This window comes from Streptomyces sp. NPDC008313, from assembly GCF_042956125.1.
In the GTDB taxonomy this organism is placed as follows: domain Bacteria; phylum Actinomycetota; class Actinomycetes; order Streptomycetales; family Streptomycetaceae; genus Streptomyces.
The window spans coordinates 104,294-127,886 of record NZ_JBIBFR010000021.1; the positions used below are offsets into that span (position 1 = coordinate 104,294).

Annotated in this window: 17 protein-coding genes; 10 read left to right on the top strand and 7 right to left on the bottom strand. The window is 66.8% G+C overall.

Translation table 11 applies throughout. The features are described from left to right. Positions 1 to 232 precede the first annotated feature (232 nt). The 4 genes from ACFY93_RS25980 to ACFY93_RS25995 all read left to right on the top strand — a co-directional run bounded on the left by ACFY93_RS25980 (position 233) and on the right by ACFY93_RS25995 (position 3,422). On the top strand, positions 233 to 727 hold the full coding sequence (locus ACFY93_RS25980; protein ID WP_246890265.1) for a hypothetical protein: 495 nt from the start codon (positions 233 to 235) through the stop codon (positions 725 to 727). Between the two features lie 480 nt (positions 728 to 1,207). Further along, positions 1,208 to 1,837 (top strand): tyrosine-type recombinase/integrase, encoded by a 630-nt coding sequence (locus ACFY93_RS25985; RefSeq protein ID WP_391363329.1) that lies wholly within the window; start codon positions 1,208 to 1,210, stop codon positions 1,835 to 1,837. Between the two features lie 229 nt (positions 1,838 to 2,066). Next, the gene (locus tag ACFY93_RS25990) at positions 2,067 to 2,273 is read left to right on the top strand and encodes a helix-turn-helix domain-containing protein (protein ID WP_210525259.1); all 207 of its coding nucleotides are present in this window, start codon (positions 2,067 to 2,069) and stop codon (positions 2,271 to 2,273) included. Positions 2,274 to 2,333: 60 nt separating this feature from the next. Beyond that, positions 2,334 to 3,422: a site-specific integrase gene (locus tag ACFY93_RS25995; protein WP_210525260.1), complete on the top strand. Its 1,089-nt coding sequence runs from the start codon at positions 2,334 to 2,336 to the stop codon at positions 3,420 to 3,422. Positions 3,423 to 3,472: 50 nt separating this feature from the next. Here ACFY93_RS25995 and ACFY93_RS26000 read toward each other — a convergent pair whose 3' ends face one another. Next, positions 3,473 to 4,921 (bottom strand): hypothetical protein, encoded by a 1,449-nt coding sequence (locus ACFY93_RS26000; protein WP_246890266.1) that lies wholly within the window; start codon positions 4,919 to 4,921, stop codon positions 3,473 to 3,475. Between the two features lie 289 nt (positions 4,922 to 5,210). Here ACFY93_RS26000 and ACFY93_RS26005 point away from each other — a divergent pair, with 289 nt between their 5' ends. Beyond that, positions 5,211 to 9,791 carry a sacsin N-terminal ATP-binding-like domain-containing protein gene (locus ACFY93_RS26005; RefSeq protein WP_391363332.1) on the top strand — a complete coding sequence of 1,527 codons (4,581 nt, stop codon included), beginning with the start codon at positions 5,211 to 5,213 and terminating at the stop codon, positions 9,789 to 9,791. Positions 9,792 to 10,050: 259 nt separating this feature from the next. On the opposite strand, the gene ACFY93_RS26010 is transcribed toward ACFY93_RS26005, so the two are convergent. The 4 genes from ACFY93_RS26010 to ACFY93_RS26025 form a co-directional block, all read right to left on the bottom strand. Continuing rightward, complete coding sequence (locus tag ACFY93_RS26010; protein WP_352377730.1) at positions 10,051 to 10,992, bottom strand: hypothetical protein; 942 nt, start codon at positions 10,990 to 10,992, stop codon at positions 10,051 to 10,053. Beyond that, complete coding sequence (locus ACFY93_RS26015) at positions 10,989 to 12,158, bottom strand: hypothetical protein (RefSeq protein WP_210525263.1); 1,170 nt, start codon at positions 12,156 to 12,158, stop codon at positions 10,989 to 10,991. The genes ACFY93_RS26010 and ACFY93_RS26015 overlap by 4 nt, the downstream gene beginning before the upstream one ends. Then, positions 12,155 to 13,462, bottom strand: coding sequence for a class I SAM-dependent DNA methyltransferase (locus ACFY93_RS26020; protein WP_210525264.1), 1,308 nt, complete (start codon positions 13,460 to 13,462; stop codon positions 12,155 to 12,157). The genes ACFY93_RS26015 and ACFY93_RS26020 overlap by 4 nt, the downstream gene beginning before the upstream one ends. Positions 13,463 to 13,852: 390 nt before the next feature. Beyond that, on the bottom strand, positions 13,853 to 14,977 hold the full coding sequence (locus tag ACFY93_RS26025) for a DUF4062 domain-containing protein (RefSeq protein ID WP_318758802.1): 1,125 nt from the start codon (positions 14,975 to 14,977) through the stop codon (positions 13,853 to 13,855). Between the two features lie 78 nt (positions 14,978 to 15,055). Here ACFY93_RS26025 and ACFY93_RS26030 point away from each other — a divergent pair, with 78 nt between their 5' ends. From ACFY93_RS26030 to ACFY93_RS26040, 3 genes are all read left to right on the top strand, one after another. Beyond that, positions 15,056 to 15,508, top strand: coding sequence for a hypothetical protein (locus ACFY93_RS26030; RefSeq protein ID WP_210525266.1), 453 nt, complete (start codon positions 15,056 to 15,058; stop codon positions 15,506 to 15,508). Positions 15,509 to 15,728: 220 nt separating this feature from the next. Further along, positions 15,729 to 16,331 carry a hypothetical protein gene (locus ACFY93_RS26035; RefSeq protein WP_210525267.1) on the top strand — a complete coding sequence of 201 codons (603 nt, stop codon included), beginning with the start codon at positions 15,729 to 15,731 and terminating at the stop codon, positions 16,329 to 16,331. Further along, positions 16,328 to 17,779: a hypothetical protein gene (locus tag ACFY93_RS26040; protein WP_210525268.1), complete on the top strand. Its 1,452-nt coding sequence runs from the start codon at positions 16,328 to 16,330 to the stop codon at positions 17,777 to 17,779. Before ACFY93_RS26035 ends, ACFY93_RS26040 begins: the two co-directional genes overlap by 4 nt. A gap of 552 nt (positions 17,780 to 18,331) precedes the next feature. Here the strand turns inward: ACFY93_RS26040 and ACFY93_RS26045 are convergent. Together ACFY93_RS26045 and ACFY93_RS26050 are read right to left on the bottom strand one after the other, a co-directional pair. After that, positions 18,332 to 19,420, bottom strand: a complete 1,089-nt coding sequence (locus tag ACFY93_RS26045) for a hypothetical protein (protein ID WP_391363337.1) — start codon at positions 19,418 to 19,420, stop codon at positions 18,332 to 18,334. A 532-nt stretch (positions 19,421 to 19,952) separates the two neighbouring features. After that, complete coding sequence (locus ACFY93_RS26050; RefSeq protein ID WP_391363339.1) at positions 19,953 to 20,477, bottom strand: hypothetical protein; 525 nt, start codon at positions 20,475 to 20,477, stop codon at positions 19,953 to 19,955. Positions 20,478 to 20,855: 378 nt separating this feature from the next. Here ACFY93_RS26050 and ACFY93_RS26055 point away from each other — a divergent pair, with 378 nt between their 5' ends. Both ACFY93_RS26055 and ACFY93_RS26060 read left to right on the top strand, forming a co-directional pair. Continuing rightward, on the top strand, positions 20,856 to 22,916 hold the full coding sequence (locus tag ACFY93_RS26055) for a GNAT family N-acetyltransferase (protein WP_391363341.1): 2,061 nt from the start codon (positions 20,856 to 20,858) through the stop codon (positions 22,914 to 22,916). After that, on the top strand, positions 22,913 to 23,392 hold the full coding sequence (locus ACFY93_RS26060) for an ASCH domain-containing protein (RefSeq protein WP_385039366.1): 480 nt from the start codon (positions 22,913 to 22,915) through the stop codon (positions 23,390 to 23,392). The genes ACFY93_RS26055 and ACFY93_RS26060 overlap by 4 nt, the downstream gene beginning before the upstream one ends. Positions 23,393 to 23,593 lie beyond the last annotated feature (201 nt).

The window sequence follows — 23,593 nt, forward strand, 5'->3', positions numbered from 1 at the left end:
GGGCGTACGGAAGTGCCACGGGCGCAGAGCGACGGCTTCCTCTTGCATCGGGAGCGGTCGATAGGCGGCCTTTTCCGTTGCATTTCGGCCAAGTTGAGGAGAGCGTCTGCGGACGTTGCCGGACGTCCACGGACTGGCGCGAACACAGTGAGAACTACTGAGACAGAGTGGGACTGGCCTGGTTTGATCCACGGAGAGTTACCTACTTCGCTCGGCGGGTCACACTGCATTCATGGCGAGCTTCCAGCAGCGGAAAGCGATAGGCGATGCGCACGAGCGGCACGTCGCCGAGCAACTCATCGGGCGAGGATGGGAAGTGGATTTCTGGGGGCAGGGTCTACTGAGCCGGGCGCTCCAATGCGCGCTCCGGAGAACGGACAGCTCCATTCGCTGGTTTCCGGATCTCATTGCGGCGAAGGCACGGGACCTGGTGCTGATCGACTGTAAGGGTGGGATGACCAGCCAGCGAACAGGGCGTCATGCCGTTGAACGCTCAGCAGTTCTGGCGCACTTGCAGCTCATTGCCTGGACCAGTCTCCCGGTCTACTACGTGTTCGATGGGCTCGACGTGTGGGCGCCACATGATGTCCTCATCGCGGGGCAGCAAGGGCTGCACAGCGTTGTCGGCTCCGGGGCCCCGTACTTTCTGATTTCTACGCAAGGAGCCCGCCGCTTCGACGACCTGTTCGGCGGACGGGATCTTCCAGAGTTGGGCATTGCCTCGTAGGGGTCCTCCCGCGTGTCTACGAGGCTGCTGGACGGCTCTCTTGCACGAAACTTCGAGTCCCTGTCGGCGTCGGCTGAGCGTTCGGCCGTCGTCGAGACCAGTGATTGCTGGCTGCCACCGCTGACAACAGGGCAGGCGCTTAGAAGAAGCCTGCTCTGTTCTCTGGCGTCGACCGCCAGGCGAGCGCGCCGGTAGCGGCGCTCCTGCGTGATCCTGGGGCGTTCTGATTCGCCGACGGCAGACACATTGAGGGTGCAACGGACTGGAATGGCGCGGCGAAGCAAGCAAACCTAGAGCGGTCCGGAGAAGCGCGGCTACGCCCTGCTGTTCCGCATGCGCCTGGATGCCGTGAGCGCTGTGTCGGGCGAAACATAGCCGACGATCGCCGGTTAGCCAAACCGGCGATTCCGCAGACCATTGAACCTGTCGCGCTGATCCCCGCGTGACGCATTCCGTTGTTTCCCCGAGGAGTTCAGAGCTATGTATGTCGAGGTCATGGACGAGGAATGGTTGTATTCCGAGGAGCAGGTTCGATCGCTGCTCGAGTGGATGCGCGGGCATGCGGGTGCCCATCGCTCGGTGCACCCCTTCATGCGCATCGTGGCCGAGCAGGCTCTGCGACCGGGTGAGGCTCGCGCCCTGCGAGTGAGCGACGTGGTGCTCCCGGAGGGCGACCTGGGTAAGTTGACAGCCCGTCACAAAGGTGTGGCAAGGGAAATTCCGCTCCAGCCGCAGGCCGTGGAGTTCCTGCGTGGGTGGATCAGCGACGCTGGTCTACAGGAGGACGACCTGCTCTTTCCCGGTATGGGAGGTGGGGCGCTCTCGCCTTCCGTCTACAAATGGGTCTGGGAGCAGGCCCAGCAGGCCGTCCTTTCGCGGGACGAGCTGTACTCGTGGCGTCTGGGGGAGCCGATCTCGATTCTCCGTGAGTCCCGCCTGGTGAAGTGGCTGAGGATGGGCATCTCGTCCTTCGCAGTTGCCGAGTGGGCCGGTGTCACCCCGAACTGGCTGGGGTTGCGCTACCAGCACTGCTTCCGCACCGAGAAGGTCGAAATCGACTGGGACCGTCTGGCCGAAGCCACGGCTCTTCCGGATTTGCCCAGGTCGTGATTCTTACACCGCGCTCTGGCGCACAGCCAGAGCGCGGACGCCACCTGGTCATTCTCTCCTGCGCTGGCGGGCCTCGCCTGACGGAGTCGCACGTGATCAGCTCCTTTGCGCGGAGATTCTCCGTGACGTGATCCCACTGCCCGACAGGGCCGGTTGACCGCCTTGCAACGGCCGATACCCGGTGCTGACTCCCCGGCCCCAGCCCATCCCCACCTCGAGGTTCTCCTCCATGCCTGCACGCCTGCTGTCCATTCCCGCCGTCGCCGCCGCCTTGGACGTCGACCGCCGCACCGTCTACCGCTTCATCGCTGCCGGCGACCTGCCTGTCGTCGACCTCCGTACCGGACCAGGCCGGTCCCGTGTACGGGTCCCCGCGGACGGCCTCGATGAGTTCATCAGCCGCCGCGCCGTCGTCTCGCCGGCCGCCCGCCGCTGACCCGGGCCATCCCGGCCTCGTCACCGTTGAACAAGGAGTATCGCCTCGTACATCCGCAAGTTGAAGTCCGGCAAGTGGCAGGCGACCGTACGCAACCGGACAGGGGACCGGTTCAGCGAGTCGTTCCCCCTCAAGGCGCAGGCGCGCGCCTGGGGCATCGAGATGGAGACCCAGTTCGCCCGCGGAGGCATGCGCGACCCGCGGGCCGGTGAAGTGTCGTTCCGTGAGTGGCACGACCGGTGGTGGAACGCCCGCGTCGTTGAGCCCCACACGCTGCGAGGCGACGCCTCCAACATCAAGAACCACGTCATGCCCTACTGGGCGGAGTGGGAGCTGCGGGCCGTCACCCGCATGGACGTCCAGAGCTGGATCCGGACCCTGGTCGAGAAGGGGGCGGGGGCCGCTGCGATCAAGCGGGCTTACAACCTGACGTCCTCCATGATGCGCGCGGCCGTCGACGACGATGTCCTGGCGGTGACCCCGTGCCGCAACATCGACTTGCCTCAGATCGCGGTCAAGCCGCCGCAGTGGTTCACGCTTGACCAGGCGCAGAGCATCCTGGACGAACTCCCCGCCGCGTGGCGGACGATGTGCTTGCTCGGGTTCTACACCGGACTGCGCTGGGGAGAACTCTCTGGCCTGCATCGCCACCGCATCGACCAGCGCCGCTCGCGCCTGTTTGTGGTGGAGGTCAACAGCAAGAGCGGCATCAAGGAGTACCCCAAGAGCTCCAAGAGCCGTAGAGAGGTCCCGCTCCCGCCTCACGTCCTGGAGGCCGTCGAACGCCACATTCACCGGCTCGACCGGGACGCGTTGGTGTTCACCACCGTCACCAAGGGCCGTGCCGGACGGCTCCTCGCCGACAGCAACTGGCGCCGGCAGACCTGGTGGCCCACCGTCGAGGCCGCCTACTACTTCGACACCGACGGCGAGCAGCAACTCGTCCCGCACTACCCGCCGCACTCCATGCGCCACACTTGTGCCTCGTGGCTGGTCCAGAAGGGAGTCTCGCTGTACGAGGTCCAGCATCTCCTCGGCCATGAGAGCTTCCAGACCACCCAGCGCTACGCTCACCTTCAACCGGACGCGCACAAGGCCGTTCTTGGTGCCTGGGAGCGCTTGGACGTTCCGCTCACCATCGCCGCATGAACGATCCTCCGCCCTGTCCCTTCACGGACAGGGCGGAGGCGCTTGCCTGATCAGGGGGGCCGTGCGACATCCTCTTCGGCCGGCGCCCAGCGCCCCTGACTGTCGAACGGCCAGGGATGGGTGTAGAGATCGCCTGGCAGGAGTTCGCGCAGAGCCTCACGGCTGGCCGGGGGATCCGGCGGAGTCCGCAGCGGCGCGCACAGTGGATCAATCCGGTCTGCGTACGCCTCAGCCCACTGCAGCCACTCCAGTTCCTCCGCCGCAGCGGACGCGCCGTCGGCTCTCGTGCGGGCTGCGCGGCAGAAGGCGCGGATCTCGTCGGCCCGACGCCGTGCCTCCACCTGCTCGACCAGGACATTCGCTCGATGTCGCTCGACTTGACGCTCCCGGGCCTGTGCCACAGCCGCGTACCAGCGGCGTCGCTGCTCGGCCTTGCGGAGTTCTTCTTCTCGCTGCCGGCGTTCGGCCGCCTCGGCACGTTGTTCGAGATCGTGCAGAAGGTGCCCCAGGCGGGACTCCAGTGTCCACCGTGCGCTGTCCCTGTGGGTGTACGAATGCTGGTACCAGCTTTTGGCGGGCGCACCGAGTTCGAGGCGTCCGTTGAACTCGTGGTCGTACTTGGGGATACGCGTCCAGGGATTGCGTTGCTGTTGGCGGATCTCCTGAGCGGTCGGCTCGTGTGGCACCTTGGTCGTCTGCTCTGTGATCGCGAGCGGGAGCGCGTGTCCGCGGATGACGATGACCATCTGGTGTTCGGCTTGGCCGCGATGGAGATCGGTCCGGGTTTCCACCTGGTAGCCGCGGCTTTCCGCCTCGGTCAGGAGCGCGTGCATGATCCGCAGGGCACGGTCGGCCTGCTCCCGTGACACGTGCAGAGGGATGACCTCGGGCGTCCCGCGGGTGTCGACTACGGTCTTGGACCTGCCGAGGGCCTTGCGCGTGGCACGGACGAGCTGATGGGGACGGCCCAGCACGTCGGGGACGTCGATGGTCGGTACCGGCGGCGGTTGCGCAGCCTTCTCGGCTTCCTCGTCGACCAACGTGAAGACGCAGTCACCACGCTGCCGTCCGGTCCAGCGCAGCTTGAGCTCTCCTGGTACGTGATCGTGATGGAGCGCGTCGTAGAAGGCGGTCCGCCACCGCCCCCGGGTCTGCGGGCCCGGATCAGGGACGGTGAGCTTCCAGGTAGTCGCGGACTGCAGTCGAGCGATCAGCTGGGCTCCGTCGGCAGGAGCGCGCTCGGCCTTTTCGGCATCACCGGCCAAGCGCTCCTTCTCGGCTTGGACCTCCTTGGGATGCTTGCCGTGTTTGAGGAAGTAGCGGCCGTCCGACGTCACTACTGCGACGTGCCCGCTACCGCGCCAGCTCCGCTTGATCAGCCCACGCTGCTCAAGGGCCCAAGCCGTGTTCGAACTCTTGGGAGCGATGGGCACGGCACTGGACGCTGCAGCGATCTGGCGGAGCGTGGCAGCCTGCTGTTCAGTCAGCGTGTACTTCACGAGCTTCGGCTCCACCTCGACGAGCTGCGGGCAGACCACCAAGGTAGGGCCGATGAGTGGCCTCGGAGCGCTTCCTGTCGCCCGTTCGGGTTCCACCACCCGAACCTGGTCGTGTTGAGGTCAGCCAATGGTGTAGGTGGCTTGCCGGGCTCAACCCGTCGAACAGCGTGCCGGGTCTGCTCTTTGGGCTCGGATCGTATGGCGGCAGGTCCTTGCGTTGGCATGCGCTGATTGCGCTGGGCTCATTACCCTGTGTCGTGGGGGAGCGCCGAGGTAAGCGGGGGCAGGGATGAGCACGGGGGAAGCGGTGCGTCGAACGGCCGCGGAGGAGCGGGGAATTGCGTCCGCCGATGCGCTCTTCTCCATGGAGGGCATCCCAGAAGGAGCCGTCGTACCGGAGCCGGAGGGTGAGGCGGCGACTGAGGCGGCGGTCGAGCGACTCGGTAGCCGGTTCGCCGGACTGGACGGTCAAGTACGGCACGCGCTGAGACGTACCCGAGATCACGCAGGCAATCTGTCGAGCGACCGTCTCCAGGGACTCTCGGAGATCGTGCAGAACGCCGAGGACCTCGGCGCCACGGACGTACGCATTCTGACGAGGGGACGGGAACTCCTCCTCGCCCACAACGGCAGCCCCGTACGGTTGCCGGACGTTCTGGCCCTGGCGATGCCCTGGCTGACAAGCAAGGCAGAGCAGGCGGATTCCACCGGCAGGTTCGGGATTGGCCTGATGACCCTCCAGTCCCTCTCCCCGCATCTGGAGGTTCACTGCGGGCATTACCGGTTCCGTGTCGGGGATCCGGACATTTCCGTGGCCGAGCCGTTCCCGGCGCCCGACTGGTTCGCCAGCGACACTTGGACGGTTCTACGGGTTCCGCTGGAGCCGGGCGTGCTCGGCGCGGACGAGGTGGACGCGTGGCTTGCCGAGTGGGGGGACAGCGCGCTGCTCTTCCTCGGCAGTGTCGGCAGTGTCACGCACCTGGACGAGCAAGGCCGTGTCCGGCACCGGCTGGCGCTCGACCGTGAGATCGGCGAGCCGTTCGAGGCCGTGGTGGGCGGGCAGAGCGCCGACGTGGAGACCGGCGAGGCACGCGCCGGCGACGGGTCCCGGTGGCTGGTCTGCCGTACGACCGTTCCCAGCCCCTCCGGGATCACCCGGTCTCACAAGGCGGTGGGGTCCACCACCGCAATCGCTGTGGCTCTTCCTCTCGGACCCGATGACGCCGGGCGGATCTACGCCGGTCTTCCGGTCGCGGACACCGCTCTGTCCCTCTGTATCAGCGCCCAGTTCGATCCCATCGCCAGCCGTCAGGCGCTCGACGACACCCCGTGGAACCGCGCACTGAATGAACTGGTGGGCGACCTGTGGACGGCCGCCGCCCTGTGGCAGTTCCGGCGGGATCCGGCACGGGCCTGGCGTGCCGTGCCGCTCCCCGACGACATGCGCGACTCCCGCGACCCGGTCGCCGCGCTGGAGCGACTACTCCTCGACCGTGCCAGGGCGGGCGTGTCCCACGGTCTCGTTCTGGACGTCCCGGGGCACGGGCCGCTCGGCCTGGATGATCTCGCGGTGGAGGACGAGACGCTGGTGGGCGTGGTCACCGAAGAAGAGATCTCCCGCGTCGCCGAGCGGACCGCCGTGCTGCCCAAGGTGGCGCGGGACGAGGGCGGCCGATGGCGCGAGGTGCTGGCGGACTGGGAGAACCACGACAGCGCGGTTCCCGTGACGGTGGACCTCTACGACGCGCTACGCCTCCTCGACGACGAAACCCGGTCGCCGCAGGCGAACATCCGCCTCGCCGCGGCGGGACTTGCCTCGAATATCTACTCCTCCTTGCTGTCGAGCCGCTGGCTCGTGGACAGCTCAGGGGGCCGCCACCGTGTGCCCCGGCCCGCGGAACCAGCGGTGTACACCGACGCCCCGCGGGGCCTCGGCGCCAGTCTCGGATTCTCCCGGGAAATCCATCCGGCATTCCTCGCCGACACCGACGAGGCACGGTCGGTGAGGACATGGCTCCGTAAGCGGGAGGCGCTGCTGACCGACGCGGACGCGGTGGCCGTGATCCGGCGCCTCGCGGCCATCGGCGCGGCGGGGAGCGGCGGCCCGAATGTACTGCGGCTCACAGATGACCAGCTCATCGAACTACGCGACGGCTTCGCACGCGTGCCGGACCACGAACGTGAGACCTTGGGGCGCGACGTGGGCCACGCAATCCGGCTGCAGGGGCATCGCTACGACCGGGCCGGAAAACGTGAAGACATCGACGTCGCTCCCGCCAGGGCGTACCTACCCGCCCGACTGGACAGTTCGGAACGCGAGGAGAGCTTCGCCTTCGCCGCCGGTCGCACGGCAGGGCTGGTGTGGCTACGGCCCCGGTACACCGAGGTCCTGCAGCGCGGCGGCGCCGGGATGGGCGCCCGTAAGTTCCTGAGGCTCCTGGGCGCGGAGACCGCGCCCAGGTTGCGCAGGCACCCGGGGGCGCGGGAACGCTTCACGCAGAGCCCGAAGGGGCTGCCGGCGGAAGTCATTTCGGGACCTCGAGCACGCACTGATGCCCTGCGCGTTCTGGAAGCGACCTTCACACTCGACGACTACGAAAGCCCCGACCTACGCGCCGTCGCCTCTGGCATAGCGGCGGAGCAGAACCCGCAGATCCGCAGGCGCAGGGCGGCAGCGCTGTTCCACGTCCTCGGGCGGGCATGGAGCCGCTTTTCCGACCACGACGAGGTGGATGCCGTCTACGACTACTACGCATGGCAGAACCGGGGCAGGACCGCAGCCTTCTGGCTCTGGCAGTTGCGCGACACACCATGGCTGGACGACGGTAACGGTGCGCCGTCTGCCCCGGTTCGACTCCGCATGCGGACCACCGGCACGGTCGCGGTGTACGGGGCGGACGACGAGCGATTCCTCCATCCCGAGATCCAGCAACTGGTCGGCAGACGCAGTGATGTGCTGCGCGCCCTGGGCATTTCTGCAGAGGCCCGCACCGAGGACCTCGTGGAATGTCTGCAGCGCCTGCGCCGACGGGAGGAAGAGGGCGGCGACAGGGATGTGCCCGCGGCACTGATCCTCTACCAAGCCCTGGCCGAGCGCGCCTTCGTCCGTGGCGCGGGAGCCTCGGGGGAGATGTCCCTGGGCTCTGTCCTCCGGGCATTCGGCGAGGGGAGCGGCCTCGTCCTCACGGACTCCGGCTGGCGCCGGCCGAGCCAGTGCCTGCGCGGAGCGCCGCTCTTCGGTCCGCTCCGTGCGTTCGCTCCCACGTTTCCAGGCAGCGAGGAGTTCTGGCAGCGGCTGGCAGTGCGCCTGCCGAATGTGGACGACGCCACGGCCGTGATCAAGGAGCTGGCACAGCGGGACCGGAAGCAGGGTCGGGACGAGCCGGACGGGACGACCCAGTCCATCGTCCTGGAGACCCTGAAGATGCTCGCCGCTCTGGGCCGTACCCATCCCGGCGCGTTGACGGCCAAGCGCTTGGGACGCCTCCCTCTTTGGACGAGCCAGGGCTGGCGAAGCAAGCGGCCCGTGTACGCCGTCGAGGACCCGGTGGTAGCCGAGGCGCTGGGCCGGGAATGTGCGGTGTGGTGCCCGGGAGCCGAACTGGAGCAGTTCCGGCCGTTGATCGGAGCCCTGCGCATGAGCGAGCTCGCCGCAGAGCATGTCACCGTGTACAGCCCCGGCCCGGCCCCGGCGGACCCGGACGCCACAGCGCTGGTCCGGTCAGCCATCACCCACCTCCGTGAGGATCTGCAGCGCAACGCCGCGAGCGTTGCCCAGTCCCTGGACTGCTCGTGGGACCAGCTGGCTGACCTGACCGTACGCATCGCCCCTCACCTGGCCTGCTGCCTCGATCTTCCAGACACAGGCGAGACGGTGCACATGCCCGTGGACGCCGGGATCGACTGGTCCTCGGGCACGTTGTACGTCCGTGACACTGCCACTCTGACACGCACATCCGGGGTGGGCCGGTCGATCGCCGCCCGGTTTCCGGGCAGCCGCCGCGAGGTGGCCCTCGCCTGGGGAGCAGCGTGTGACCAAGCCGAGAAGGGCCGTACGGCCGTACAACTGAGCCTTGCCGACGACCAGGTGCGGCGCGACCGGGAAGCGGCGGAGGCCGAACGCGAACGACGGCTTCGGGAACTCGGAAACGAAGTAAACCAACGCCGTACCGCGACCAAAGCGCAGGTCGGCACCGTGGCTGGTACCCCACGGACGGCAGTGATCCTGCCGCCTGCCCCCAGCACACCACCGCCCGCCGGGCCGTCAGACCCGCCTGTGCCCCCCGCCGCCCCACCGCGGAGGCTCGTCGACCCCGGCAGGCTCCGGCTCGTCGATCCGAGCGGCATCATCACGCCACCGAAGCCCTCGGCTGCGGGCGCGCCCAGCGCACGGCCGAGCGAGTACACCTCGGGTACGTCCGGCCTGCCGCAGCCCCGCGCCGGATCGGCGATCCCCCAACAGCACACGCCACCGCGCCCCTACACGGGTACGGAGCAGGAAAAGGTGGCTCTGGACGTGGTACGCAAGGCACTCGCCACCGACGACGACTGGCTGCGTGACCTACGGGCCCAACGCGGCCTCGGCGCCGACGCGGTGGACGCACTGTCGCGATTCTACGAACTCAAGGCATATAAGGACGCCGAGCCGGACACGGTGATGCTGACGCCCGCCGAGTTCCAGCGAGCAGCGGAGAGCGACGATTTCTTCCTCGTCATCGTCTCGGGGCTGGAGGCCGGAACCGCCCCCGTCTCCGTACGCATCATCCCCCAGCCGCTCCAACAACTGACTTGCCGTCCGAGCAGCAGCGTGACGGTCACGGGAATCAGAGGGGCGCACAGCCGGGTGTACCAACTCGAGGAGGATAGATAGGCCAGCCAGCCGTGGCGTTCCGAGACGTGGCGCCCGAGGCGATCACATTCGCCAAGAGCCATGTGTGCAGCCCGGCGACGGCTCGAGAACTGGCATGTCGGCGCCCAGCCCTTGAATGGGAGGTGGTGCTGTTGAGCAGTCTTTGACGGGCGACGGTTGCGAGCCTCGCGGACAGCCTGTCCCAGCCGACCTCGCCCTTCGGACTGCCCAGCTCTCTGACGCCGTGGGCGCTCAGTTTCCGTACTCTCGTAGCACGCCTCTAAGCCCACCACTCCGTAGGCATCTCCCGCACGAGGTACCTCCACGGATCGTTCCGAAGAGCCGGTGGTGGGTCTTCCTCGTACAACAGGCGAGAGACCTCCTGGCAGACGAACTGCGTGAGGCCACGGAGGGTCACCCGCAGGTGCTCCCAGCCGTGCGTGTCCTCGACGACTTCCACGAACCGTTCTGGACGACGCGCATCGTCCGCGACGTGTGACAGGGCGTTCCGGCGACCCCCGAAGCGGGTGAAGTGGTTGTTGAGCTGGGAGAAGACTGGCTGTGAGAGCAACGGCCGCGATTCCGCAAGCAGTTCCAGGAGCGCTCGGCCGCCATCCCCGGCCCCCGGTTTCAGTGCCTCTGCGATCCCGTAACCGCGCCAGTAAGTGGACGTCTGCATCATCTCGGGCCACGGCTCGGCCATGCCCTCCAGCGCGAGGACGTGGTTGACGAGCCCGAGGTACGCCGCGACGAGGTTTTCGTCGTCAGGCAGGCTTGCCGGAGCGACGGGGTCGACTGGTACGTCAGTAGAACTCAGGCTGACGACTTTACCGAGAGTCCACCCGTATATGACCGGGTTGAGGACCGATGGCAGAGGCATCTTTAGATCGGGGACCTCGCTGACCGCACGCCTATGGACGTTCGCCCTGAGAGCCGAACTCAGCGTGTTGTCGTCGCCTGTGTTGCGAAGGCCGGCCAGTACCCAGGTAGCCAGGAGGGCATGCTCGACACTCCCGACCGAGACGTTCCCGACGCCTTCCGCACCGGCCAGTTCCAGCTGCATCGCCCAGTACTCGTCGTAGGCGTCGGCAGCGGTACTCAGCCACGCGGGGGCGTACCCAATCTCGCTCAGCCGCTCCTCGAGGTCGTCGTACCGCTGCTTGTCCGCGGCAAGCAACCGGTACAACTCGGCGAAGACGAGGGGCGAAAGCGTGCAGCTCATGCGGTCCACAAGACCTGCTCCAATTGGTCCGCCAACCCCACGTCCGGCTCGACGTCTCCTTCGAACTCGAGGGCTTCTGCTGGGATCGGGAATCTCTCGATGTCCGTCCTCCGCAAGGACGGAACCGTCACGCCCCGCAAGAACATGCGCCTCCTGGTCTGCCCCTCGCGCCCGTTCAGGAAGTGCGCGAGCGCAGGTCCTTGTGACTGGTCATGCAGCCGGAGGACGAAGACGCCCGGATTCGCGACGGCCGGGCGTTGCGCGACGGTGGCGTACGAGTACTCGCCCACGCGGGCGATCAGGAGGTCGCCCGGGGCGATGAGGGTGACGGTGGTGGACTGCGGCGCGGCCCATCGCCGGGTCGGACGGCCCCCCAGGACACTCACGTCCACGACCGGAAGCGTGCCCGGCAGTTTCGTCGGCACCTCGAAGCCGCGGGTTGAGCGGGACGGCTTCATCTCCCGTACGAAGGAACCGAGCGGTTCGCCGTCCTCCAGGAGCTCGGGACGAGGAGTGGCGAGCATGATCCCCCAGTCGTCCCGGAGCCGAAGGTCAGCCGTGACCCACCACGTCGACTCCGACGGCTCCTCCTCGCGATGCGTTCCCGCCTCGATCGAAGCCAGCACTCTGTCGAGCCGCTGGACCTCCACAAGGGGCGGCAGGGGCACGCCCATCTCCAGCAGATCCGGCGTCTTCACGGACGCCATAGTGGTACCTGTGGCCAGCGACGCCCGACGAGCCTGTCCCGCCCGCGAGTTCAACACGGCCCAGATCCACCGGGAAAACACCGGATCGAGAGGCCGGAGGGCTGTGAACCGGGATGAGAGGAGCGCACCGTTCAGCCGGTCGTCGACAAGAACGGCCGGCCCGGACGGCGAGGGCGGCACCAGGACATCACCACGCCGAAGGCCGCGCGTTCCGACGGTGAATGCCTTGCCTTGGTACTTGGTGCTCCGCCGCCGAATCGCCCCGGTCCGCGCCACCAGGCCGGCGGGCGTGATGACTGGGGAACCAGCGGTCGCGACACTCCCCGCCCGGACACTGGTAACGAGTTCACGCAATGGGACCATCGGCGCCGCTGTCGGCCAAGCGAAGGTGGAACCAACCAGGCGTCCTGGATCCCAGTCGGCCTCGCCCCGCAGATCAACTGTCAAGAAGCTGCTCATGACCGTCCTGCGGTACGTGGCCGGTCGTCTTCTGCGTCGACGAACTCCAGGACGGCATTCAGCCCGGGACCTTCCGGGCCGAGTTGCGTCTCCCAGTCCTCACCGAGATGGGCGACCAGCGTCTCCGCGGGCTCAGTGCGGTCGATGACGACGAGAACGGAACGGACACCGGTGCCTGTGATCGCTCCTGCCGGAAGCCCGATAAGAGCGGCTACGTGGAAGTTCTCGGCCAGGAACATCCTGTACGCCGCGTACCGGTCCGCGAAGGTGAACGAGTGAGCGATATGCAGGACAGCGCGTCCTCCGGGCTTCAGCGCCCGCACACACTTGTCCAGCGCTGCGACATTGCCGTCGGACGTGGTCGATCCGTCCAGGAGAGGGTGGCGGTCGGCCAGGGAGAGACCGACAGGCGGCGCCGTGACAACGACGTCGGCATCCGCGAGGTCCCTCTGGAAGGAGTCGCCCTTCTCGATCACCACGTGCCTCGGCGCGTCCCGACCGATCCCTGCCGCGAGTTCGGCGAGCTGTGCGTCGAACTCGTAGCCGATGAACTCCGCCGCGACGCCTCGCTCCGCAGCACGGTCCAAGGCCGTCCAGAGGAACGATCCGGTTCCGCAGAACGGATCCAAGACGGTGCCAGCCAGATGCTTCTCAACCAGCGCCGAAACGGCGGAGGCAACCACTCGGGGTGAGCTGAACTCTCGGTGTCTGCCACGAGAGGCGAACTCGGTCAACGCGTCCCGCTTCGCGCGCCAGAGTACGTCTGCCCGAACCGGCACGAACCCACCGTCGGGCAGTTCGATACCCGGCCTCCCATTTCGGGAAGACGTCAGGACGTCCCCGGAAGGAAAGTACCGGTCGGCTGAGACCCCGGAGTTGCGGAGACGGTCCGCCTCGAACCACAGACGTTGCACCAGGAGGGAGGTAGCCAGCGACCGGTCGGTGACCAAGCCTTGGGAGCCGTGCTCGGGCGGAGTCGGGCCGTCGACCGGCTGCAAGGAACGGACACCACGGTCGGCCTTGAACCACTGCCCATTGATCACCGCGTAGTGCTCGAGCGTACCCAGCAGGTCCCGGCTGCCCGCCAGGGAGGGAAGGACGAGCTCGGGCTGCCGGAGCTTCTTGTTCTTGTACTCGACAACCGCCCACGGCACGAGTTCCCCGTCGGCATTCGACGCCCACGCCAGTACATCCGGCCGAAGGTTCGACAAGTTTTCAAGCCGCGGCTCGACCTGCAGAATCGTGTAGCCGACGGCACGCATCGCGGCACGAACCTCGGCGATGTCGGACCTGTGATTCGGCATGGGGCTCCCCTCCCTTCTGCCGCCTTCCGCAACAAGGCAGCCCGGCAGGCTATCGCGTCTGATCATGCCCTGCCAACAGAGGCGCGACGGGTACGGAGGCCGGTCCGCGCCTTCGACTCGAGCACCGGTGTCGAGGCTGGGGCGCGATTGGCCCGTGTGGCCCCGGAGATACGAAGTGACACTGGCGTTCAACCTGCACCCTTCCGTCCGGTACATGATTCACGCGGTGGAACTCGTCTGGACGGTCCGGTCAGGGTGGTGTGCTCAGTAGGTCGACCGTCCGCTTCAGTCGCTGGCAGAAGAGGGCGTCGATCGCCAAGCCGGTTCGGACCTTGTCAAGCGTCAAACGAGAGCAGGCGGCGGCCGTGCCCGCTTGCTGTCGAAACGGCCTCAGGCAGCGGAGGGGTGGTGCGCGATCAGTGCCCGCGCGAGATGTTCGGCGACTTCCTCGGCTCCGGCCTGCAGGGCCGCCAGGGTGACGGACTCGTCGGGTTCGGTACGCAGGGCGAATGACCTGCCGAAGCCAGCCAGACTGGCTTTGCGCCGTGACTGACGTGGGTCGAAGGTATCGATGCTGGTCATAGCGGGCTCCGACACGCCAGCAGCCACCACGATGCGGTCCTGCCTGATGATGTTCAACGAGCCGGTGAACTTGAGCAGTTCGGCGATCTGCTTGGGCAGGGCATTGGGATCGATGATCGGCCCCATACTGTCCTGGGGGAGCAGGGCCCGGGTGGAGAGCTGGCCCGTCTTGTACAGGCGGACCTCTACGAGCTGGCCCGGACGGGGCGTGTCCCACGAACGGGGGCGGCTGGCCGGGACGGAGACGGCCATATGGTCCTGCGATCGGGAAGAGCTGAGGGGGACATCGTCCTCGACCATACCGGTGAGGCGCACACGGCCCGGCAGCGAGTGGCCGAGCGCCTCCAGTTCCCTAGCCGAGTAGCCAGCAGAGTTCAGTGGTAGGACGTGCAGTTCCAGAAGGGTGGTCACGCCGGCGGTCTGCAGGCCGCCTGTACCCTCCTCGAGAGTCCAGTGCAGGGCGGGTGGCTGGGCCAGCTTGGCGAAGGCCAGGGGGGACGGGCCCGACTCCAGCTCCCGGATCTTCCCGGCGACCTTAGGGAGCAGGTCCGCGGCCGTGCGGAAGCTGTCGCGGAATACGCCGGTGGCGTACGCCTCCACTACGCGTACGAACTCGTGCTGGCTGGGCTCGAAGGTCACGTCCAGCTTGCGATAGACGAGGCGGGGCATACCTGCTTGCTGGGCTGCCACCCACTCGTCATGGGTTGCTGACTGCCCCGTCTCGGGGAACACGTGGCCGTAGTTCGGGCCTAGGAGGAAGAGGCACGCGTCGGCGGTCGACAGAGCTTTGAGGCAGGCTTCCCGGCTCGGCGTGGTCTGAGCTGAGAAGTCCTCGAACCGGACCGGGGTGTGCCCGAGAGCGCGGACCAGCCCGTCAAGGGCGTCACGCTCCTCCTCCAGACCCTTGCGGGCACTGCTGATGAAGATCCTCACGCTACGGTGTCTCCACTGCTGAGGGTTCTGCTGTGAGGCGAACCGGGTGGCTGGTGCCGGCATTCAAATGGGGGTTTGATGGCCGAGACGTCGGAAGAGGCGATACGCGCCTACTGGAAGGAGCACCGCGAGCAACTGCGGCAGTGTGAGACCCAGCGCTCCACATTGACGAACCTCCTGCTCATCGTCACGGCAGCCCTGAGCGGTCTGATCGTCCAGCAGAAGTTCACGCTGAACGTCATGCCTTTGTGTCTCTTCGTCGCGACGACTGGAGTCTACGGGGCTGTGGCGGTGGCCAAGTACTACGAGCGGGCCTCCTACCACCTCACCCAGGCAAGGGCGTTGACCCGAGACCTGGCGGTCCGGGGCGTGCTGGGGTCCGATGAAGGGCTCGCCCGGGCACGCGCGGCGCACTACCGCGAGTTTCCCCGGCTGCACCGCATTCGGCTTCACCGCCTGTGGGTAGGGCTGCACCTCGCTATAGCCCTGTACGGGCTCTCCCTCCTTCTCGTCTGTGTGATTGTCGCCTGACGACTCAGGGAGAAGGAGCACAACACACGTGCGGCGCTCTGGTGCGGTCAATTGCCGCCTGAGCAGAGGCTGTCGCCCTGCCTGCCTGGATCCTGTGGTCCGCTCCGCTCCTTCGCGGCACCGCCAGGTTGTCTGCACAGCACTCCCCTGCTCTGAATCAGGGACCGCTCGCTAGTACGGCCATCAGCCGCCGCCCCTCCACGGCGCTTAGACTCTCACCGTGGTAGGAGAGGACGCCCACTTAAAGGGAATCTCGGGAGCGAAGAGAGCCAAGCTCTACCTCGAGGGCACGATGCGGATCTGTGGGGCCTTTGCGAACACGGACTCGGACGCCTGGGCGAGGAAACTGACACTCGGCTGGCCGGAGGGCGGACAGACCTTCTCCTTCGACCTGGGCGGGTCGATGCGGGGCGCCCCGTACCATGGCGACCAGTTCTGCGCGGAGGTCAAGCACTATCAGGGGCCGGCGGACCAGGGCACTCACTTCGTCGAGTTCCTCGCCAAGTGCTACGTCGCGCACCAGGAGAAGTACCTCTTCGGCGATCACTACATGTGGATCACCTGGGCCCCCTTCAATGTGAACAGTTGGTCGCAACTACACGAGCCGCAAAGGATCGAGTCCGCTGTCGTTCAACACCGGCAACGCATCTTCGGTGACGTCTCCGAGGACGAGGCCAGGAAGAGGATCGACGCGAACGCGGTCCAGAGCGTGTCCGAGCGCGTGTGGCGCATCGTCCTGTCAGAGAAGCAGGAGGGTTTGCTGCCCCTCACCGAGTGGCGGGCCATCCTGGCGCACGAGCTGACCCTAAAGGGGGAGTGGTGAACGCCGTCGCATCGTCGATCGCCGAGGCACTCGAGGCGGACGACCCGTACCGCTCGTTCGCCGAAATCAAACGACTCCTCGAACAGCACCTTCGGCAGATCAATCCGCAGATCCGGACCAGGCGCACCGGATACTACAACCACACCCACATGCCGGACCTGGTCATGCGATGGCCGCACGACGACGACCTCAGCGACCGATACGTCTACCTGCGCAGCACGACGGACGCGGACGAGCTCGGGTTCGACATCAGGCGCCTTGCTCGCCAGGACCGGCCCATTGTTCTGGCGCTCGGCTCTCTCCGCCCGTCCTTCGACGCCCGCACCCTGGATTCGCTCGCGATCGACCACCACACCCTGGTCTTGGACCTGGCGGCTTTCGCGGAGCTGACCGCTGGCGAGTCGGCCGACGCCGCGTTGAGGCGTCTGATCGCGAACACCGTCATTGAAGGCGGCCAGGGCCTCCTTGACGAGCGCTCCGTGTCCCGGCTGGCCCGTGCCATGACGACCGGCGCGCAGGCAGCCCGCCGCGGTGAGCGTGAGGGGACTGAGGACGCGCTTGCCTTTGCCTCGGATACGCTGTCCCCACCGATCGCGCGCCGCCTGACGGCCTTCTTGGGTACCTTATGGCGCGCTAGTGGTGCACCGGTAGCCGCACTCGAACGCGCTCCCAAATATCCGCAGCAACTGGACGAGTCGTCGCTCGATTACCTCCTCGAAGGCCAGGAGATCCCTGATGGGAACTTCTGGAGCCGTATCGCCCGTGAGATCACTCTGACCGATCTGCTGCGGCATGGCAGGATCACCGCCACCGACAATCTCCAGCACCTCATGCGCGCCGCGCTGAGCACATGGAACGCCCGGGTTTGCGGCGTAGCTCCCTCCTCCGTCGCCGCTCGCCGTGGCGCAGCCCCCCTGCACTGGACTACGGGCGAGGGAGTCCTGAGCTTCGACGCGCCCGGCTTCGTTCTCACGCTCGCACAGAAGGTCGACCACCTGACATCGTCGGCGGCACGAGCGGCGTACGAACTGCCGGCCCTCGACGAGGTCGGCAATCGTCTGCCGCTCCTAGGGCTGAGCCTCAAGGCCATCACGCTGGTCAACGGTGGCGGGAAGGTGGCGTACGAAGGAGAGGTGGGCGCTTTGCATGGGGACCGGCTCCGCCACCTCAGCGAATCCCTCGGACCGGGAACCCTGGTCAAGAATCTCGAAGCCCTGCCGTCCAGTGGCGTACCGGTGAGGTACAACTTCTCCACGCGGATCGCCTCGGTGAAACCGCCTCGGGGCAGTGTCCCGCTCCTGGAGCTCGTGAACACGTCCATTCGGCTCTTCGCGGATCTGTCCCGTGAGGAGGAGGAACGCCTCGTCGAGGTGGTCCCATCGGGCGGCCGCACCCTGCATGCTGGAATCGATCACGACATGCAGGGGACAGAGCCCCCCGCCGACTGACGGCGGGTCCACAGTGGGCGCACCGACACGACTCCACCGCGTGAGGCTCCGTACCGGGGGAGGTGCTGCCGTACTGCGGGTAGCCATGCCACGCCAGATTGTCCGTGCCGAACCGACGTACGGCCGTGACGCTCATTTGACGCTCCGGGCGCCCGCTGGCCCTCATTCGGGATCCGAAAGCCTATCTGACCTGCTGTTTTAACGCTTGCGTCCAGGGCGACATGTTTCCGATGACGCATCACGTGGAGTGTGTCGCCATCCTCGAACCGGCCGCAAAGGGCTCCTGACCTGCAGTTTTGCCCGTGCGCATTATGTGCGGTGTGGGCGTTACGGGCGATATCTTGACGCTGAAATGACGCTCGTGACGCTCGTTCTGACGGGACGTCACATGGCTGATCGTGCAGGTCACGTTGGCTGGGAGGCGCGCTCCCGTGGGCTGGTTATGCGGGAACTTGAAGAAGATTCCGCCGGGTTACAGCGCCCGCCGCTGGTTGCGGTGGCAGGCGCGCTGCTGCCGTACTTCGGCGGGCCGGACGTGTGGCGGAGCGGGCGTCAGTAGGTGGGGCCGTAGGGGCTCCAGTGCCCGAGGAAGGGCTTCAGGTCCTCGGGGCGCGGCTCGGGAATGTCGGGCAGCCGGGGCGGTGTGTTCAGCGGGTCGAGGCGCTCCACGCGGGCTGCTGCCCAGTCGACCCAGGCTTCGGCTTCGGTCCGGGTCTGGCCTGGGGGCATGGCCTCGACCCGGGTGCGTACAGCGTTCACGTACTCCGTCAGTCGGGTGGCGTGGCGCCATGTCGCTTCCTGCGCCTCGAAGTGCCTGACGCGGTACGCCTCGGCGTACCGGATTCGGGCTTCTTCCATGGCGGCTTCCCACCGGATGCGCTTCTGGCGTGCCACTTCGATCTCGTCCAGGCGTCTGTGTTCAGCAGCTTCGCCGCGGAGGGTGACCTCCTGGGCGATCTCGGCGAGCTGGTCTTCCAGGGGGCGGCCGGGGATGTCGGACCATTCGCTGGCCCGGTGCGGCTGGCCGCCGCTGAGGACGAAACGGAGGCGTTCGGACGGGGTGTAGTCGAAGCGGGGGATCCTGACCCAGGAGTCCTTCTTGGCCGCGGTGAGTTCCTTCTCGGTGGCGACGTGCTCGGTCCGGTCTTGCTCCTGGAAGACAAGGAACCCCACAGTCTGGCCCTGTGCGGTGATGGTGAAGTGGGGAGATGCCCTACGACGACGATGAGACGGGGGCGCGAAGCCGGTCTGTCCTGCCGAGCTGGAATGTCCTTCGGCCTCGGCAGCGATGATCAGCGCCTGGACGAGCCGGAGGGCACGTCCTTGGACGGGCTTCGTGAGGCCCAGTGGCTGTTGTTCGTTCTGCATGGCCCGGACCACGGTGTGCGGCCGCGTGAGCCGGGAGGGAACGGGGACGGGTTCGAGGACGGCGAGGCGCCAGGCGGGGATGTCGACGAGCTTGATCTTGTACCCTCCCTGGCACCAACCCCCGTACAGCTCCTTCTTCTCCGGGACCTTTCCGGACCTGCGTGCCGCGGCGATGCGGGATGGCCACTTCTCCAAGTCCGGACCGCTGCCGCTCTTGACGATGCTGCCGCCGGCCTCCGCGAGCTCTTGCAGCAGCTGCTCCGTGAACGTCACCCGAGGCTGTGATGGAGGGCTTGGCCTCCGCCCGGCGGCCGGAGTTTCCTGTGCTCGGGTGGACTGGGGTCGTGGAGCGGCGGCCTGGGTCTTCGGCGGGCGTGACCCGCGGGGAGGGTACGCGCCGTGCGCCAGGTAGTGCTGGCCAGCAGTCGTCAGGGTGACGCTCCACTGCCCGGCCTTCCGGGAAACCGTGACCAGGCCCCGGTTCTGCAGTGCCTGACAGGTGCTCTTGTAGGAGCTGGTCTCCCAAACGCCGGCAGGGCACCCGTCTTGCACCCACTGCAGCACCGAGAGTTGCCGCTCATTGACCTGCCGTTCCAATGGTCCGCCTTCGACTCGAGGTTGACGTACGACGGCGGCATGTTGTCAGTTCCGTTCGTCAGCGATGGGTGGTTCGAAAGAATTTGCTCGAACGAGGGGGGTGATGTGGACCATTTCTATGTCCGCGCGGGCGGCGTCTTCACCGTTGTCGTCAACTCGGCCTTCGTGACCTGCTGGCGAGTCAGCCGATTGACTTCGGTCGGGACCTTCAGCCACTGAACTTCGCGCGCAAGCGTTCGTTCTCCTTCTCCAGCGTCTTAACGCGTCGTTCGAGTTCGGCTCGTGTCGGCTTCTTCGGGGGCGGCGGAGGTGTGGGGACCGTGGGTTCCGGTGGCTCGCCGCGCAGTCCGATGGGTTCGAAGGCCACGATCGTTTGCCAGGCACCTCCGGACTCAGGGCATTGCTTGCTGGACCCTCCAGCATCGATGGGGTCGGTGTACGTGTAATGCGCCACCGTCTCGATGATGTGGCCGCAGTACAGCCGGACACGCCACCGCATGATCTCGTGGTCGGCCTTCTTGAAGGACTGCATCAGCTTCGCGACGTTCTCGAACGCCTGGCGGCGGCGCTCTGCCATCGCCGGGTCTGCCCGGCATTTGGCATTGTCCTCTTCGACCTGTCGTCGAATCGATACGCTGCTCTCCTCGCTCTGCTTCTGACGGCGGTGGTCCATGCGGGTGAGTTCGTACTCCTCCAACGGAACCCCGCTGCTCCGGTATTCGACTTCGCGCATGACGGTCAGCGTAGAAGCGGCGCCTACGAGGCCGTGGGGAAGAACAGCCTTGGTCAACCAGCTTGCGGATTCTGCCCATGAGTGACCGCCGGTGTGTGTGTCGCGCACGCTCCGAGGCCAGCCGCGTGGGCTCGCGTGGTGCGGCGGCGATGGCCGCTCTGAAACAAGCCATGGGCTACCGCCGACGAGCAACCGACGGTCCCGGTCAACCCGCCGCCAGGCACGAACCCAACACCGCCGCCCATCCACTCGAACGAAACAAGAGCAGACGGATTCCCGCCAGTTAGCTGGTTTTGATCAATCAGTGGCTCGCCACTGACGCTGTTGGGCAGTATGCCGTCCTGGGGCATTGTCGGTTGAAGGAACCGGAGGGGGAACATGGCGATCAGAGTGTTGCCGGTGTCTGCGGAGCAGTCGGAGCTGTTGGACGCGATCATCGCTTTGGGTAACCGGTACACGAAGTATCTGGGTCTGCTGACGCCGCCTGCCTACCGTAAGCATGCTGAGGACGACGGCCTGCTGGTGGCCATGGATGGCGAGGAGGTGGTCGGCTACGCGCTCTTCGGGCTGCCCAAGCGGAGTCTGCATGTGCGGCTGGCTCACTTGTGCGTGGCAGAGGAACACCGAGGCAAGGGTGTCGCTCGTGAGCTGATCGAGACGATCCGCGCGCGGCACGCTCATAGGCTCGGTATCCGTGCGAAGTGCCGGCGCGACTACGGGCTCAGCAGCATGTGGACGGCGCTGGGCTTTGTCCCCAGGGGCGAGAGCCTGGGGCGGGGCAAGGACCAGGAGACACTGGACACCTGGTGGCTCGATCTGGGGCACGAGGACCTGTTCACCGAGGCCCAGAGCGATGCGCTGCTGGTGGTGACCGTGGACCACGGCGTGTTCGCCGGGCTGCGCGGTACGGGGACGGAGCGCGCTGTTGAGGAGTCGCGTGCTCTCGCGGCGGGATGGCTCGCCGACCTGATCGAGCTCGCGTTCACTCCGCAGCTTCTGCACGACGTGCGTGATGTAGAGGAACGTGAGGCGCGCACCCATCAGCGGGCGGGCCTTGCCGAGCTGCGGTCCCTGTCTCCCGACAGTGCTGCCGTTGCCGTCCGCTTGGAGGAGCTGGCCGCGGCAGCGGGGAAGGAGCTGCCTGCTGTTCCCCTCGATGGCCGGCAGCGCGCCCGCTTGCGCTACGTGGCCGAGACGTCGTGTGCTGGGCTCCAGGTACTGGTGACGCGCGATCCCGCACTGGCGGCTCTGGCGGACATCGCCTGGGACGTCGCACGAGTCAAGATCGTCTCCCCGGCGGTGGTCACGCTGCATGTGGACGAACTGCGCCAGGCCCAGGTGTACCGTCCTGCGGATCTCATGGGCACTGCCTTCTCCGCCGAGGAGATCGCGCCAGGCAGTGAAGGAGAACTGGTCGCCTTCTTCGACCAGGCCGAGGGCGACCGTGGAACGGCCTTCGCGGATCGACTGAAAGGTCTCGCCCAGGACGGGGTGCTGTGGCGCAGGGAGCTGCTCCGGGACGGAGAGGGACATCCGGTGGCCCTCTATGTCTGGGCTATGGACGGCCGCAACCTGAACGTCGCGTTCCTCCGCACGGCATCGCACCCGCTGGAGGAGACACTCGCCCGGCAACTGCTGTTCATGCTCAAGCGGCTCGGCCGAGAGCGAGGGGCGCAGGCAGTCCGTATCACCGATCCGTTCCTGTCGCCGGCAGCAATGTCGGCTGCCGGTGCCGACGGCTTCACCGAGGACGAGGGCGGCTTCACCGCACTCCTGGTCGACGTCTGCGGACCTGCTGAGGCCGTCTCAGAGAAGGCCGGGGAGATTGCGGGTCGGATGAGGCGGTCGACGCCCCGGCTGGATGATCGCGTGTCCCCTGAGATCGCGAGCATGGCCGAGCGGGTGTGGTGGCCGGCCAAACTGATTGACACAGCCCTGCCCTCGTTCATCGCACCCATCAAGCCGAGGTGGTCCACGGAGCTTTTCGACGTTCCGGCCATGCTCGTTCCCCGGGACGACGTCCTGGGCATCAGCCGCGAGCACGTCTACTACCGCTCGTCCGGACACCGAGGAGAGAGCGTTCCCGCCCGGATCCTGTGGTACGTCAGCGAGGGGACTTCCGGGCAGCAGGGCAAGATGGTCATCGGCTGCTCGCGCCTCGACGAGGTGGTCATCGACGACCCCGACACCCTCTTCTCGCGATTCGAACACCTGGGCGTATATGGTCATGCCGAAGTGCGTGCCGCAGCCGATGTGTCGGGCAAGGCCATGGCGTTGAGGTTTTCGGACACGGAGATCTTTCCCGTACAGGTGACGCATGCACGAGTGACCGCGTTGGCCAAGGGGCTGGGGCTACGGTGGATACCGCCGATGCAGCTGTCGAAGATCAGCAGTGCGCTGTTCCATGCCATGTACGAAGAGGGGCACCGAAAGACGTGAGTGATCCGGAGCGCGCGATGCTGCTGTCCGTCCACCCTCGGTTTGCCACGGCGATCCTGGCTGGGACCAAGACGGTGGAGGTCCGTCGGCAGCGCGTCGCCGCCCCGCCTGGAACGCCAGTACTCCTCTATGCGACCGCGCCCACGATGGCCATCGTGGGCATGGCGCGGATTGCTTCCGTGCAGGTGGCCTCCCCTCGGGAGGTCTGGTCGGCCAGCCGCACGAGTACCGGGATCAGTCGGCGTGAGTATGACGAGTACATGAGCGGAGCGACTCAGGCCAGCGGTCTGTCACTCGAGGAACCGATCACCTTCGAGGACCCGGTATCGCTGGCCGCGCTGCGAGCCTCCGGCACGTTCCACCCGCCGCAGAGCTACCGGTACTTGACCGGCGAAGACCTCCGGAAGGTCGCTGAGGTAGCACCAGTGACCGGAGCGGCCCTTCAGGGCGCATTGAACGACCTGACGCCGGCCTAGGCTGATTGCACCCCCTCAACGTGCGGGCGAGGTTGCGCTGACGTCAGGGCGGCCTACGGGCGTGGGGCTGCTCAGGACTTGCGTTGAGCAACAGGGCCAGGACCTTGCCACCCCCACACCGGAGCCGATGGCCCCGACCAGGTCCCGGCGAGAATGCGGCCCTTGGTGCGTGCACGCCGTGTACCTGAAAACCGCGACCGC